The following is a 14,877-nucleotide window of genomic DNA, read 5'->3' as shown; positions in this document are numbered from 1 at the left end:
AACTGGGTATTGACTCTGGGTTCGCGATCGACTATTCCTATAGGAAAAGTCTGCTTTCGTGAAAGGAAGTGCCCCGTGAGCAGTGAGACCCCCTCCGACAACGCCTCCACCCCAGAGAAGGCGGGCCGAACAGCCATCAACGAGGACTGGGCCGCCGTCATCGTCGGCCTCGCCCTGCTGGCCCTCGTCCTGATCGGTGTCATCCCCGAAGGAGTGATCCCGTAATGGCCGCCGAACCCACCAGCCCCGCCGAAGCCGAAGGGTCCGAAGCGACCACGGCCACCGCCTCCCCCGTCGAAGACGCCGCGCCCGACGCCCTCGACGCCCCCGATGCCTCCACCGCCCCGGAATCCGCTGATCCCACAACCGATTCCACCGACTCCACGCCACCCGAGGAAGACGCCCCGCGTTCGCACTGGGCGCTGATCGGCCTCGGCGTGCTGATCGTGCTCGTGCTGGGCGCGATCACCCGCTTCCTGGAGCAGTCCGTCCCCGAGTGGGCCGCGGACACCTCGTTCGGCGACTTCGCCGCGGCGGTCGAGTACCCCGTCTACGCGATCATCCTCGGCCTCCTCGGCGGCCTGGTCATCTCGCTGACGGGCATCCGCGACAAGGTGTCTGACGGCTTCCGGACCGAGTTCTTCATCAAGACCGGTCTGGTGCTGCTGGGCGCGTCGATCAACCTGTCCGTCATCGCGCGCGCCGCCGCCCCGGCGATCGCCCAGGCGCTCATCGTCGTTCCCCTGGTGTTCTTCTTCACCTGGTGGCTGGCCGGTCGCCTCGGCGTGGACGACAAGCTGCGGGCGCTGCTGTCCTCGGCCGTCTCCATCTGCGGCGTCAGCGCCGCGATCGCCGCCGCGGGCGCCGTCCGCGCCCGCAAGGAGCAGCTCGCCTACACCGCGAGCCTGGTCATCTTGATCGCGCTGCCCTCGATCTTCCTGCTGCCGTGGCTGGCCGGTCTGCTCGACCTGTCCGCGCCGGTGGCCGGCGCCTGGATCGGCGGCAACATCGACACCACGGCCGCGGTCGCGGCCGCCGGTGCGATCGTCGGCGAAGAGGCGTTGCAGATCGCCGCGGTCGTCAAGAGCACCCAGAACGTGCTCATGGGCCTCGTGGCGGTCGCGCTCACCGCGTACTTCACCTTCAAGGTGGACCGCACGCCGGGCGCGAAGCGTCCGGGCCTGGGCGCGGTGTGGACCCGGTTCCCGAAGTTCGTGCTCGGGTTCATCCTCGCGTCGGTGGTCGCCACCTGGTACCTCAACTCCGCCGGTGACGCCGGGAAGGACACCATCGCGGTGGTCAACGACCTGCGCACCTGGTTCCTGATCCTGGCGTTCGTCTCGATCGGGCTGGAGTTCCGCCTGACGCGGCTGCGCGAGGCCGGTTGGCGTCCCATCGCCGTGTTCACCGGTGCGGCCGTGTTCAACCTGATCGTCGCGCTGATCGTGGCGTCGATCCTGTTCCGCGGCTTCGTGGTCTAGAGTCGCGCCTTCTGACCGCCGGTTCCGGGACCCAGCCCGGGGCCGGCGGTCGTGTTGTGTCCGCCTTGCTGTTCACTCGGGATGCGTTGCGTCCCAGTCGGAACGGGCCTGCTCCATCTCGTCCAGGTGGTCGCGGGACCAGTCGGCGATGGCCACGACCAGGCCCGAGAGGCTCCGGCCCAGGGCGGTGAGCCGGTACTCGACCTGCGGCGGGTTGGTGGGGAAGACGGTGCGGTCGACCAGGCCGTCGCGGCCGAGCCGCCGCAGCGTCAAGGTCAGCATCCGCTGCGAGACACCGGGAATCGCCCGCTGGAGTTCCTTGAATCGGCGCTCGCCCTTGGTCAGCTCGACCACGGCGAGGACGGACCACTTGTCGCCGATGCGGTCGAGCACCTCGCGGATGCCGCAGTGGTCCTCACCACAAGGCCCGTTCGCGTCGGCCTTGTCGGCCTGGAGGGTTACCGCCGTGTGCCCAGGTGACATTCCTGTGCCTCCTTCCGCCGGAGTCGAATGCTACCCACCATTGGGCGTGGCAGCAGGTTCCAACAGGAAGGACACCGCGAGATGATCATGGTCACCGGGGCTTCGGGAGCGCTCGGCTCCCTCGTACACGCCGGGCTCGTCAAGGCCGGCGCGAACGTCGTGGCGGGCAGTCGCGACACGTCGGCGTTCGAACGCGAGGGCATGCCGGTCCGGCGAGTCGATTTCGATGATGCCGCCTCGTTGTCCCAGGCGTTCAACGGGATCGGCGTGCTGGTGATGGTCTCGGCGGGTTACGCCGAGGACGACGTGGTGCGGGCGCGCCATGCCGCCGCGATCGGGGCGGCGCGGGAGGCCGGGGTGCGGCACGTCGTCTACACGAGCCTGGCCGGAGCGGGCGATCACCTGAGCATCGCGTTGGCGCACCGGGCGACCGAGCGTCTGCTGGCCGAGTCCGGGTTGCGGTTCACGGTGCTGCGCAACGGTCTCTATGCCGAGCTGCTGGTCCCGTCGGCGCTCGCGGCGGCGGCGAGCGGTGTGCTCGACCTGCCGATGGGAGAGGGTGCGGTCGCCTTGGTGGCGCGGGAGGATCTGGCCGAGGCGGCGGTTCGCGTCGCGCTGGAGTCGATGGAGGACGACCGGTACGCGGGGCGCGTCTTCGAGCTGGTGGGCGAGCGCGCGCTGAGCGGGGCCGAGATTGCGGCGGCGATCGTCCGCGAGGCAGGGGCGGTGCGTTATGCGCCGGTCTCGTTGGGGGCGTTCAGGAAAGCGCTCGGGGATGCGGGGCTGCTCGAGTACCAGGTGGCGCACTCGGTGTCGATCTACTCGAACATCTCGGCGGGGTTCCTCGCCGGGACCGGCACGGACTTGGCCGGGCTCCTGGGGCGGGCTCCGCGGGAGACGCTGGGGATCGTCGCGGGGCGATCGTCGCGATGACGTTGCGGGAGAAGGGGTGTCTCGGGGTTGACCGGGGTCAGTAGGGGAGGTCGAAGAGGGAGACGAGGGCGCGGTTGAGGTGCTCCATGGTGCGGCCGGAGAGGGTGCAGGCGCAGTCGGCGAGACTGCCGACCGTGGCCTGGCCGAGTTCGGCGATGTGGACGAAGCCCGAGACCGGGTCCTGTTCCCCGCAGGGGACGGAGGCGGGGCCGGGTTGTCGGCCGAGCGGGGCGACGAGGACTCTGCCGGTGTGGGAGTCGGCGTTGAACCGGTCGTCCGACAGCACGACCACGCGCTTGCCGGTAGGGGTGTGCATGTAGACCTCGCCGCGCTTCAGCGCCATCCGCTCCGGCATTGCTTAACTCCTTGGCGTCCCCGGTCCACAACTCGCTGGACTCGTGTTCGGTGGCTTCGAGCCAGTCCTGATTCTCGAGTGCTTGCGTCCGGTTCCATTCCCGCAGTTCGGCGGCGAGGGCGGCCCTGCGCGCCTCGCGGGCGAGCCAGGCGGCCGGCTCCGTGCCCTGTGCGGCGGCGACCGCGGCGATGACCTGCCAGTCGTGCTCTTCCAGGCGAACGGTGATCGCTCGTTTCGGCATGGTGGCCAACCTGCTTTCATGCGGCGAGGCGATGCTGCAACTCTTGAAGGTGCAGTGCGAGTCTCGTCGAGGATGGCACGAAGCGCCCTTGGCGACCAGGAAGACCACTGGGAAGTGAGCCCTGTTATCTTTTCGTTATATTGCACATGCATATGCACGGTCACTTCATTTATCAGTGCAGCTTACCCGCTCGCGGCACCGGTCGGCGTTTCCACATCGCGGTCTGTCGGATAGCCGACAGAACTGGTTCGCCTTGGGCCGCTGGGCGATCAAGATGATCAAGTCCGCTGGTAGGCCGCCCGCCCAGAGCGGCGAGCCTCGATCGCCAACGCGATGCGGTCGCGCTCGCGCGCAGGCCTCGTGCGCCGATTCGCCCCGGTCGATCATGCCGCCCGCAACTTCCATGAGTCGCGGAAGTTCGGCTTGACGATGAGCACCCGGCCCTCGGGAACGCGCAGGCGACGGCGAAGCGGTCGAGGACGTGCTGCGGCGGGCGTGCAGGGTCGGTCATGCGGCAGACCCTATCGGCCGCAAGGGCCGCGGCGCACTCCCGCTAGATGCCGAACCAGTGGTCGGCGAGCTCGTCGAAGGTCCGCAGCCCGGGGGCGGGGATCGTCTGGAGGTACCAGGGCAGGTTGGCAAAGCGGTGCAGGAGCGTGAACGCCATGGTCCTGCGGGCGAGATCGGGACCGTCTCCGGGCGCGTAGCCGTACCCGAGCACGAACTCGCGCCAGACGGCCCTGTCGCCCCTGCCGATGAAAACGCCGGGCGCGACGAGGTCGTATTCGGGATGGCCGCGCAGCGCCGGCTCGAAGTCGAACAGTCCGGTCAGCTCGTAGCGGCCCTCGCGATGGTCGGCGAGGAGGTGCACGTCCATGAACTCGGTGTGCAGCAGGACGTTCGCGGCAGGCAGGAGTTCGACCGAGGCGAGGAACCCGGGGATCTGCTCGACCCAGAGCCGGTCGAGCTTCCGGTGGATCTGCTTGGCGGCGGCCGCCTCGACCTGGGACGCCAGAAAGGCGTCCCAGCTCTCCGGGCCGATCTCCGGTGGAGGAACGGTGTGGAACTCGGCGAGGGCTTCGCCTGCGGCCCTTGCGAGGCGGCGCTTGGTGTCGTGGTCGAGGCTCGGCCAGATCGCTTTGAGGTCCTGGCCGGGCAGGCGGGTCATCAGGAGGTAGCCCCAGCCGTCGAAGCGGCCCGTCGCCACCACGGTCGGGGTGGGCACCGGGAGGCTTCCTTCGAGAGCGCGCATCACCGGTTCCTCGGTGGCGAGGTCGGCCAGGTCGGCGGCGGGGTAGAGCTTCAGTACGTGAGCGCCGTCGATGTCGTAGACCGGCAGCGATCCTTCGGGGAACTTCGCGATCCGCTCGGTCGCGAGGCCCAGTTTCGCGCACAGCGCCCGCACCCCCGGCCGAAGAAGCTCGTCGGTGATGCGCTCGCACTGCTCGTCGGTCTCTGAAAGCGGGAGCAGGGTCATGCGCCGATCGTAGAAAGTCGTCCGTGCGCCGGTCCAGCGGTTTAGCGGACCCGCGACCGCGCGTGCATCACCGGTCGGATCCGGCGCCTTCCGATCGGCGTCCCTGCCGCCAGGTCTCCAGCAGGTGCATCGCTTGCAGGTTGATGAGCACCGCGAATCCGTAGATCAGCGCTGCGGCGACCAACGCGCCGAAAAGCAGGCCGACCCCTACGGCGAATGCGCTCACGATGCCGGAGACCAGCATCAGGACCGACACGATGGTCAGCGCCCCGGCGGCCTTTCCGGCCCGGTTGACCGCACGTTCGATCTCATTGTCGAATTCACTCATCGGCTCAGCGTAAACGCGGTACGGGCTCGGCAGGGGCCGCGATCGCGTACTCCGCCCTCCCCCGCCGATCAACAGGCCGAAGGCATGGCGTCGCGGGCGGCGTGGTGGGACGCTGGAGGTCCACGGAAGGAGGGCGCCATGCGGTTGCACGGGTATCGCGCCGTCATCACCGGCGCGGGGCGCGGGTTCGGGCGGAGTCTTTCGATCTCGCTCGCCCGCGAAGGCGCCGAGGTGTTCCTCTCGGCGCGCGAGTTCGCCGCGGCCGAGCGGGTCGCCGAAGAGGTCCGTCACGTCGGCGGCCGGGCGCACGCGTTCGAATGCGACCTGGGTGATCCCGACTCCATCCGGGAATTCGCCGAAGCCGCCGCCGAGGTCACCGACCGGATCGACCTGCTCGTCAACAACGGCGCGCCCTACCTCGACGCCGGGGGCTTCCTCGAAGCCGACGACGAGGACATCGCCGCCGTGATCGCCGCCGGTGCGGCCGGGACCGTGCTCACCACCAAGCGCTTCCTGCCCCTGCTCCTCGCCTCCGACCGGCCCGACATCGTGACCATGGTGTCCGGGTGCGGCGAGTACGGGAACCACCGGTCGGCGGCGCACGAGGCGTTCTACGCCGCCAAAAGCGCTCAGGCCGGGTTCACCGAGGTGCTCTCGAAGCGACTGCGGCCCAAGGGTGTTCGTGTCATCTCGCTCTACCCGCCCGACTTCGACAACCCGGACCCGCTCTCCCCCGAATGGGACGCGCCACACGGCGAGGCCCTGAGCGCGCGCTCACTTGTGGACTGCGTGCTGTTCGCGATCGGTCAGCCCCGCGACTGCTTCATCAAGTCGTTCTACTTCGAGCAGGCCTGAGCGCCTCTCGCGGGATACGGCCTGCGGCGTAGGTCGAATACGGTCGTGCGCGGATGCGCGATTCGGCCCGCTGCAACGAATGTGGACCGCATGACCAGATCACTCACCATCAAGATCCTCACCGCGGCACTGGCCGCCGCAGTCGCGCTCGTCGCGGCCGGCAGCCCGTCGTACGCGCAGGATCCCGCATTCGTCGAAATCGACGACGGTCGGCTCCACGGCACGGTCGGGGACGGCACCCGCGCGTTCCTCGGCGTGCCCTACGCCGCCCCGCCCACGGGCGACCTCCGTTGGGCCGCAACGGCACCGGCCGAGCCATGGGACGGGGTGCGCGAGGCCGTCGAGCCGGGCGCGGCCTGCGCGCAGCCGCGCGAGAATCCCGACGCACCCGTGTACGGCAGCGAGGACTGCCTGTTCCTCAACGTCCACGCTCCGATCGCGACCACCGGGCCCGCGCCGGTCATGGTGTTCTTCCACGGCGGCGGCCTCAACTCCGGCGAGGGCGCCGCTCACGACCCGACTCGGATCGTGGAGCGCTCCGGCGTTGTTGTCGTGACGGTCAACTACCGGCTCGGCGCGCTCGGCTTCCTCGCCCACCCCGACCTGACCGACCCGTATGCGGGGAACTTCGGCCTCGCCGACCAGCAGGCCGCGCTCCGGTGGGTCGGCGACAACATCGACGCGTTCGGCGGCGACCCGGGCAACGTGACCCTCTGGGGGCAGTCCGCGGGCGCTCGCACCGCTTGCGCGCAGCTCGCCGCTCCGGGTGCGAAGGGCCTGTTCCACAAGGCGATCGTGCAGAGCGCTCCGTGCGGCAACGCCACGGTCACCCTGGCTGAGGCCGAGCGCCGCGGCGTCGAGCACGCCGCCGCGGTCGGATGCGCGGACGGGGATGTTCAGGAGTGCCTGCGGGAGGCGGATTTGGCCGACCTGGTGGCGCTCGGACTCGACGGGCCCGCGGTGGTGCGGCGCGTGGCCGAGCTGCCGTGGTCGCCGGTCGCCGGGACCGAAGCGCTGCCGCTGCAACCGCTCACGGCGATGCGCCTGGGCTTGGCGGCCGAAGTGCCGCTGGTGCACGGCGGTACGAGCGACGAGATGCGCTCGTTCGTCTTCCGCGACTTCGACGGCGCAGGGGCGCCGGTGACCGCCGAGGGCTACGCCGGAGCCGTCGCTGACCTGTTCGGCGGCAAGGCGTCCGAGGCGATCGTCGACCGGTACCCGGCGGAGGACTTCGAGTCGCCGAGCATCGCTTTGGCGACGCTGCTGACCGACTACGGCGGCATGATCGGGATCTGCTCGCAGTTGCCCGCGCTCGACGCGGCTCGGCGGGGCGCGCCGGTGTACGCCTACGAGTTCGCCGAGCCCTCACCGCAGGTGATCGGCGACTTCCCGATGGGCGCGCGCCACAGCGTGGACCTCGACTACCTGTTCGAGTTCGACAACGGATACAACGAGCCGGTGCCGCCCACCGGGGACCAGAAGGTGTTGGCGGACACGATGATCGACCATTGGACGGCATTCGCGGCCACCGGAGACCCGGGCGGCGACTGGAGTCCGTACCGGCATGGCGAGGGACTGTCGCTCGCGGTCGGGGCGGTCGAGATGGTGGATGTGGCCGAGGGGCACCACTGCGGCTTCTGGAAGCGCTACAAGTGAAAGGCGGCCGGGCCCCGGATATCGGGGCCCGGCTCTCAAGTTCTCGTGAGCGGGTCAGCCCAACGGGCTGCCCGCCTTCACGCCTTCCGCACCCTGGACCCCGAGCTTCGGCCCGGCTGTCTCGAGTCCCCTACACGGGTCTCCTTGCGGGATCCCCGCATCACACCTTCTGGACCTCGGGCACAATGTCGGTGATGAGGTCGGCGCACCACTGGAGCAGCGCGAGGCCGTCCACCGGTTTGCCGCCGATCTTGGACGTGGTCGGGCGCGGGACGCTGATCAGGCCCGCAGCAGCCTTATAGTGCGCGTCCGGGTAGTGACGGCCCAGCCTCATCTGCTTCGAATCCGGAAGCTCCACTGTGGAGAATCTGAGGTTCTTGCCCTGCAAGGCCACATCGGTCAGGCCGTGCTCGCGGGCGAGCAGCCGGAAGCGCGCCAGGTGGAACAGGGTCTGAACCTGGTCCGGCGCAGGACCGTAGCGGTCCTCCATCTCCTCGCGGACCTCGTCCAGCTCCGCGTCGGAGTGGACCTCGGAGACCTTGCGGTACATCTCCAGCCGCAACCGCTCGACCTCGATGTAGTCGAACGGAATGTTCGCGTCCAGCGGAAGCTCCACTTTGACCGGAGCGGGCGGCTCCTCGCCGCCGCCCTTGAACGAGGTCACCGCCTCCCCCACCATCCGCAGGTACAGGTCGAAGCCCACGTCGGCGATGTGCCCGGACTGCTCGGCCCCCAACAGGTTCCCCGCCCCGCGGATCTCCAAGTCCTTCATGGCCACGTACATGCCCGCGCCGAGCTCGGAGTGCTGCGCGATCGTCGCGAGGCGCTCATGCGCGGTCTCGGACAACGGCTGCTCCGGCGGGTACAGGAAGTACGCGTACGCCCGCTCGCGGCTGCGCCCGACGCGGCCGCGGATCTGGTGCAGCTGCGAGAGGCCGAGGAGGTCGGCGCGCTCGACGATGAGCGTGTTCGCGTTCGGGATGTCGATGCCGGACTCGATGATGGTGGTCGAGACGAGCACGTCGAACTCGCCCTCCCAGAAGCCCTGCATGATCTTCTCCAGCTCGGACTCGCCCATCTTGCCGTGGGCGACCGCCACGCGGGCCTCGGGCACGAGCTCGCGCAGGCGCGTCGCGGCCCGGTCGATCGACTCGACCCGGTTGTGCAGGTAGAAGACCTGTCCGTCGCGCAGCAGTTCACGGCGGATCGTCGCGGCGACCTGCTTGGCCTCCCAAGCGCCCACATAGGTGAGCACCGGGTGGCGCTCCTCGGGCGGGGTGGCGATGGTGGACATCTCGCGGATGCCGGTCACCGCCATCTCCAGGGTGCGCGGGATCGGCGTGGCGGACATGGTGAGCACGTCCACGGCCGTGCGCAGGGCCTTGAGCTTCTCCTTGTGCTCCACGCCGAAACGCTGCTCTTCGTCCACAATGATGAGACCGAGGTCCTTGAACCGCGTCTCGGCCTGGAGGAGGCGGTGGGTGCCGACGAGAATGTCGACCTCGCCCGCGGCGATGCCGCGCTGGATCTCGGCGGCCTCGCGCGTGGTCTGGAACCGCGAGAGCTGCTTGATCTGCACGGGGAACTGGCCCATGCGCTCGACGAAGGTGCCGTAATGCTGGCTCGCCAGCAGCGTGGTCGGCACGAGGACGGCGACCTGCTTGCCGTCCTGCACGGCCTTGAACGCCGCCCGGACGGCGACCTCGGTCTTGCCGTAGCCGACATCGCCCATGACGAGCCGGTCCATCGGGACCCGCGCCTCCATATCGGACTTCGTGTCGATGATCGCCGACATCTGGTCGGGCGTCTCGATGTAGGGGAAGGCGTCCTCGAGTTCACGCTGCCAGGGCGTGTCCGCGCCGAACGCGTGCCCTTCGGCCGCTTGGCGAGCCGCGTAAAGCTGGATGAGTTCGGCGGCGATCTCGCGCACGGCCTTGCGGGCGCGGCGCTTGGTCTTCTGCCAGTCGGTCCCGCCGAGCTTGTGGACGGTCGGCTGCTCGCCGCCGACGTAGCGGGTGATCTGGTCGAGCGCGTCGGTCGGCATGAACAGCACGTCCGGGCCCTGACCGCGTTTCGAAGGGGCGTACTCGATGACGAGGTATTCGCGGTCGGCCCCGGCGATGGTGCGCCGGACCATCTCGACGTACTTGCCGACGCCGTGCGCGTCGTGGACCACGAAGTCGCCGGGTGAGAGTTCGAGCGGGTTGACCGCGCCCCTGCGCTTGGCGGCCTTGCCTTTACGGGGCTTCTGGGCGGCGAGGGCCTTCCCGCCGGCGATGTCGGCGGCGGTGACGACCACGAGTCCCGAAGCCTCGTCGGCGAAACCGAGCGCGAGCGTGCCGGTGCAGGCGACCACCTCGCCGGGGCGGAACGCCTCGGGGGCGGCCTCCAGGTGTGCGCCGATGCCTTCGGCGCGCAGTTGCGCGGCGGCCCGCTCGGCGCCGCCGAGGGCCGGGTAGACGACCGCGATCGTGCGGCCAGTGCGCGTCCAGCCCTGCATGTCGGCCACGAGCTGCTCGGTGTTGCCGTGGTAGCGGGGCGTTTCGGCGATGCCGAGGTCCACGGTGACCGCGTCGTCGTGCACGCCGCCGTAATGGAGCGGCTCGCCGGTGATGGCCGCGAGTTCGGCGGCGGCCGCGTCGAGTTCGGCCTCTTCGGGGACGGCCGCGAACGGCGAGATCGTCCACCAGCGCTGGCCGCCGGCGAGGGCGGCGGTGCGGGCCTCGGCGAGGTCGTGGAAGGTGCCCGCCCCGAGGTCGACGGGGGCGTCGCCGCCGGCCGCGGCGGCGGCCCAGGAGGCGTCGAGGAACTCGTTCGAGGTGGCCACGAGGTCGAGGGCGCGGGTGCGGATGCGCTCGGGCTCGATCGCGACGACGAGGGTCCCGCGCGGCAAGACCTGCTGGAACAGTTCGAGCTGGTCGGGTCCGGCGAGAGCCGGGAGCAGGGACTCCATGCCCTCGACCGGGATGCCTTGGGAAAGTTTGGCGCACATCTCGGCCAGGCCCGGGTAGGTCTCGCCGAGGGCGGCGGCGCGGTCCTGGACCTCCTCGGTGAGGAGCAGTTCGCGGCAGGCGACGGCGCGCAGTTCGGGGGCCGGGTCGAGCGAGCGCTGGTCGGCGACGGAGAACTCGCGGATGGAGTCGACCTCGTCGCCGAAGAACTCCAGGCGCACCGGGTGCTGGGCGGTCGGCGGGAAGACGTCGAGGATGCCGCCGCGCACGGCGAACTCGCCGCGCTTCTCCACGAGGTCGACGCGTTCGTAGGCGAGGTCGACCAGGTGCGCGGCGAGTTCGGTGAGATCGGTCTCATCGCCGCGGCGCAGGTGCACCGGTTCGAGGGAGCCGAGGCCCTTGAGTTGGGGCTGGAGGGCGCCGCGGACGGGCGTGACGATGACGCGCGGCACGTCGCCGGCGTGGAGGCGGTGGAGCAGTTCGAGGCGGGCGCCGACGGTGTCCGAGCGCGGCGAGAGGCGCTCGTGCGGGAGGGTCTCCCAGGCCGGGTACAGCGCGATCTCGTCCTCGGCGATGAAGGAGGCGAGCGACTCGGCGAGCTCCTCGGCCTCGCGGGAGGTCGCGGTGATCGCGAGCACGGGGCCGGGGCTGTGCTTCGCGGCCTGGGCGAGCGCGAGCGGGCGCGCGCCGGGCACGGCGACGAGGTCCACCGGGCGGTCGGCGGAGGCTGCCAGCTCGGCGACGCGGGCGAGCTTGGGCGAGGCGGCTGCGGCCTGGAGGAGGCTCGCGAGCTTGGGTGCGGTTCGGCCTTCGGACATGCGGGCTCCCTGCGCGGTGTTGCGGTCACGGCTGGAATTCGTTCAAGACCGTGCGTCGAGCACGACGATCGACCGGAGACAGGCACCATGGCGCTCTGGGAGAGAGCCAAGAATTTCGGAGGGGCCTGTTCCGGCGACCGGTCGAGTCTACCTCGCGCGGGGCGGCGGACCGCTCCCGACGATCGGCGGTTACTGCGCGGCGCCCTGCCCGCCGCGGTCGAAGAGGAACTCCTGGACCTCGGGCAGGTTGTAGAACATGCCGACGACGACGAGGACGGTGAGGATCGGCAGGAGGATGCGGTTCTCCTCCTTGCCGCCCGCGCGCAGGGCGATGTTCTTGGGCAGGCCGATGTCGTGCCAGCGCTTCTGCTTGATCGGGATGGGGAACAGCATCGGCGAGCCCATCTTGGTGATCATGTCGCCGAGGATGTGGATGAAGCAGCCGATGCCCATGGCCAGGCCGAGGATCCAGTAGTCGCGGCCCTCTGGGAGGAGCCGGTACATGCCGTAGGAGGCGGCCAGGGCGATGGCGGTGGTGACCATCCAGCCCTTCTTGGCGACCGCTTCGGCGAGGAGTCCGCGTACCGCCAGACCGGTGAGGACGAAGAGGATCGCGATGACCGCGGGCTTGCCGAACCTGGCGCACAGAAGGCCGGTGCCGGTGCCGATGATGGCGGCGTGGAGGAGGGTGTGGGTGAACAGGCGGTGCCCGTTCTTCCGCTTCTTGTCCTTTTTAGACTTGGTGATGAGGTAGAACCAGTAGCACAGCCGCTCGACCACCTCGGCGACCATCAGGGAGGCGACACCGAACGAGCGGGCCACTGTGGACCCGCCCTTGTTCTCGGTGACCTTGCCGGCGCAGTCGATGTCGGGGTACAGCGAGGCGCCGGCGCAGGCGATGGTGCCGACGACGAGTTCGGCGGAGGACTGGTCGATGCCGAAGGCGATGTCGGCGACGGCCGAGCCCGCCAACCACAGGGCGGCACCGGACATGGCGTGGGTTGGGCCCATGACCATAGCGGGGGGACTCCTTCTAGGGCGGTGTTCTGCGTGCTGGGGCGATGTTCATCGGGGCGGAGTTCTGCGCGAGCGCGCCGCCGAGGAGGCGCTCCTCGAAGGCGGCGTTCCTCTGGGGCACGCGTGCACTGGACCACGGTTCTCCAGAGGCGAAGGTCGGCAGAATGGTGAGACTATCCCACACCTACAAGGGCACCGCGGTACCAGGCGCGACAATTGTCCAGGCCCGCAACAGGGTTCGCATATCGGTCCGATCACGAGCCGTGACCTCGGCTTTCGCCCGCGCTATGGTCTAGGGGTGTTCGACTCCGCCAGGCTGGCCGCCTACCTCAAGCGCATCGGGATCAGCGCGCCGCGGCGCCCGACGCTGCACGCGCTGCGCCGCATCCACCGCGCCCACATCGACGCGGTGCCGTACGAGAACCTCGACATCCAACTGGGCAGACCGATCCGGATCGACGAGGACTCGCTGTTCGCGAAGCTCGTCGAGGGCGGGCGCGGCGGGTACTGCTACGAGCAGAACGGCGTCCTCGCCCACGCGCTGGAGGCCATGGGCTTCGACGTGCGCCGGGTGCGCGGGGCCGTGGGGCGCGAGACCGAGGGCGACGCGAACTGGTGGAACCACATGCCGCTGGTGGTGCGCTTCGGCGGGGGCGACGAGTACCTTGTGGACGCGGGCCTGGGCAACGGGTTCAGGGACCCGCTGCCGATGCGCAGCGGCAGCCACCGCGTCGGCGCGTTCAATTACGGGCTCTGGACGCTGGAGGACGACCTCTGGCGCTGCTCGTTCGACGCCCGGGTCGCGAACCAGACCTTCGACTTCGCCTTGGGCGCGCAGCGGATCGAGGACTTCGCCGAGAAGTGCCTGGAACTGGCGACCTCCCCGGAGTCGCCGTTCGTCAAGACCCTCACCGTGCAGCGCAGTGGCGAGGCCCGGATGACGGTGCTGCGGGCCCGCACCTTCACCGTGTACGACCCGACCCTGCCCGATGACAAGGAGGTCAGGACGGTCGAGCGCGACGAGGACTTCGCCGAGATCCTGACCGGCCACTTCGGCTTGAACCTGACCGGCGAGGAGATCGCCGCGCTGTGGGGCAAGGCGGACGAGCAGCACCGCCGCAGGCTCGCCGAGGAAGCCGACCAGACGGCCCCAGCGGGTAGGACCTAGAAGGCAAGCCTCCGAGGGCCCGCAGGCTCGGGACCCTCAGCGCTATTCGAGAGAACGGGGAACATCTCGGATCGGCGGCCCCGCAGATGCGGGCCCTCAGGAGGAGCCCGCCGCGCCTCCTGCCCGGAGGCACGGGCGAATCCGCAGGGGCCCTCAGGCCTCGCCAAGCGTGCGTTGACGGACGGCCTCGTAGAGGGCGACCGACCCCGCATTGGCGGCGTTCAGGGACGAGGCGGCCTTGGGCGACATGGGGATGCGCGCGGTCGCGTCGACCAGTTCGAACCAGGACTTGGACATGCCCGCGGTCTCGTTGCCGACCACGATGAGCGCCGGGCCGCCGAGGTCGTGCTCGGACAGGGCGCGCTCGCCCCGCTCATCCGTGCCGACGATCAACGGCTGGTCGGGCTGCTTCCGGGCCCACTCGGCGACCTCGTGCGCGGAGGCGGCATTGACCACCGGGATCGCGAAGAGGCTCCCGGTGGAGGCCCGCACGGCCTTGGGGTCGTACGGATCGGCGGCATTGCGCCCGGTGATGATCACCGCGTCGACGCCGAACGCGTCGGCCGAGCGGATCAGGGTCCCGAGGTTCCCCGGGCTCGTGGGCCGGTCGGCGACCAAGCCGAGCCAGTCCGGGCCCGTCGCGAGGTCGGCCAGGCGCCGCTGCGGGATGGCGACCTGGGCGAGCAGTTCGGGCACGTCCTCGTCCTTGCCGCCGAGTTCGGCCATGAGCGGGCCGGCGACGGCGGCCTGCTCGATGTCGGGTGTGGCGAGAAGGCCGCGGGCCCAGTCGGACAGGCGCGGACGGTCGGTGTCGTACAGGAAGGCCTCGACCTTCCAGCCGTGCTCGACGGCAATGGAGATCGGGCGGACCCCCTGGACCAGGATCGAACCGGCGCGGTGGCGCTTGGTGCGGTTGTGCAGCAAGGTCTCCCACTGCTGGAACCTGCTGTTCCGAACGCTCACTCGCAGGGGTTTCGCCATGGTCTTCGCACTCCCGGGCCGGTCGGCTGAATCGGCCGAACCTACCACTTGTTGTGGCGGAGCGGCCGGGCTGGTTTGCCCGGCCGCCCCGCGCTCCTCCGCGGAGCGGTAGTAGCGGGGACCGGGGCGCGGG

At 70.0% G+C, this 14,877-nt stretch carries 13 protein-coding genes; 6 read left to right on the top strand and 7 right to left on the bottom strand.

Annotation, left to right across the window (positions count from 1 at the left end):
- The first annotated feature begins 75 nt into the window (after positions 1-75).
- Both IF12_RS26140 and IF12_RS0109705 read left to right on the top strand, forming a co-directional pair.
- Positions 76-225, top strand: coding sequence for a hypothetical protein (locus tag IF12_RS26140; RefSeq protein WP_166659572.1), 150 nt, complete (start codon positions 76-78; stop codon positions 223-225).
- Positions 225-1,481 (top strand): YeiH family protein, encoded by a 1,257-nt coding sequence (locus IF12_RS0109705; RefSeq protein WP_035748742.1) that lies wholly within the window; start codon positions 225-227, stop codon positions 1,479-1,481. Before IF12_RS26140 ends, IF12_RS0109705 begins: the two co-directional genes overlap by 1 nt.
- 72 nt (positions 1,482-1,553) lie before the next feature.
- Here the strand turns inward: IF12_RS0109705 and IF12_RS0109700 are convergent, their stop codons facing one another.
- Complete coding sequence (locus IF12_RS0109700) at positions 1,554-1,964, bottom strand: helix-turn-helix domain-containing protein (RefSeq protein WP_030157423.1); 411 nt, start codon at positions 1,962-1,964, stop codon at positions 1,554-1,556.
- Positions 1,965-2,045: 81 nt separating this feature from the next.
- Between IF12_RS0109700 and IF12_RS0109695 the strand changes: the two genes are divergently transcribed.
- Positions 2,046-2,897: an NAD(P)H-binding protein gene (locus IF12_RS0109695; protein ID WP_030157421.1), complete on the top strand. Its 852-nt coding sequence runs from the start codon at positions 2,046-2,048 to the stop codon at positions 2,895-2,897.
- 37 nt (positions 2,898-2,934) lie between these two features.
- Here the strand turns inward: IF12_RS0109695 and IF12_RS0109690 are convergent, their stop codons facing one another.
- The 3 genes from IF12_RS0109690 to IF12_RS0109680 form a co-directional block, all read right to left on the bottom strand.
- Positions 2,935-3,252: a hypothetical protein gene (locus IF12_RS0109690; RefSeq protein WP_030157420.1), complete on the bottom strand. Its 318-nt coding sequence runs from the start codon at positions 3,250-3,252 to the stop codon at positions 2,935-2,937.
- Between the two features lie 794 nt (positions 3,253-4,046).
- On the bottom strand, positions 4,047-4,970 hold the full coding sequence (locus IF12_RS0109685) for a phosphotransferase (protein WP_030157418.1): 924 nt from the start codon (positions 4,968-4,970) through the stop codon (positions 4,047-4,049).
- Positions 4,971-5,037: 67 nt separating this feature from the next.
- Positions 5,038-5,298: a hypothetical protein gene (locus IF12_RS0109680; RefSeq protein ID WP_030157416.1), complete on the bottom strand. Its 261-nt coding sequence runs from the start codon at positions 5,296-5,298 to the stop codon at positions 5,038-5,040.
- Positions 5,299-5,436: 138 nt separating this feature from the next.
- Between IF12_RS0109680 and IF12_RS0109675 the strand changes: the two genes are divergently transcribed.
- Positions 5,437-6,153 (top strand): SDR family oxidoreductase, encoded by a 717-nt coding sequence (locus IF12_RS0109675; RefSeq protein ID WP_030157414.1) that lies wholly within the window; start codon positions 5,437-5,439, stop codon positions 6,151-6,153.
- A gap of 90 nt (positions 6,154-6,243) precedes the next feature.
- Positions 6,244-7,809 (top strand): carboxylesterase/lipase family protein, encoded by a 1,566-nt coding sequence (locus tag IF12_RS0109670; RefSeq protein ID WP_030157412.1) that lies wholly within the window; start codon positions 6,244-6,246, stop codon positions 7,807-7,809.
- A 160-nt stretch (positions 7,810-7,969) separates the two neighbouring features.
- Here IF12_RS0109670 and mfd read toward each other — a convergent pair whose 3' ends face one another.
- The gene (gene mfd, locus IF12_RS0109665) at positions 7,970-11,578 is read right to left on the bottom strand and encodes a transcription-repair coupling factor (RefSeq protein ID WP_030157410.1); all 3,609 of its coding nucleotides are present in this window, start codon (positions 11,576-11,578) and stop codon (positions 7,970-7,972) included.
- 189 nt (positions 11,579-11,767) lie between these two features.
- Positions 11,768-12,595, bottom strand: coding sequence for a metal-dependent hydrolase (locus tag IF12_RS0109660; protein ID WP_051704198.1), 828 nt, complete (start codon positions 12,593-12,595; stop codon positions 11,768-11,770).
- A 298-nt stretch (positions 12,596-12,893) separates the two neighbouring features.
- On the opposite strand from IF12_RS0109660, the gene IF12_RS0109655 reads away from it, so the two are divergent.
- Positions 12,894-13,763, top strand: a complete 870-nt coding sequence (locus IF12_RS0109655) for an arylamine N-acetyltransferase (protein ID WP_051704197.1) — start codon at positions 12,894-12,896, stop codon at positions 13,761-13,763.
- A 153-nt stretch (positions 13,764-13,916) separates the two neighbouring features.
- Here the strand turns inward: IF12_RS0109655 and IF12_RS0109650 are convergent, their stop codons facing one another.
- Positions 13,917-14,744 (bottom strand): TrmH family RNA methyltransferase, encoded by an 828-nt coding sequence (locus IF12_RS0109650; RefSeq protein WP_030157405.1) that lies wholly within the window; start codon positions 14,742-14,744, stop codon positions 13,917-13,919.
- Positions 14,745-14,877 lie beyond the last annotated feature (133 nt).

This window comes from Glycomyces sp. NRRL B-16210 (assembly GCF_000719515.1).
Classification (GTDB): domain Bacteria; phylum Actinomycetota; class Actinomycetes; order Mycobacteriales; family Micromonosporaceae; genus Glycomyces.
This window is presented reverse-complemented; position numbering and strand designations above follow the sequence as displayed.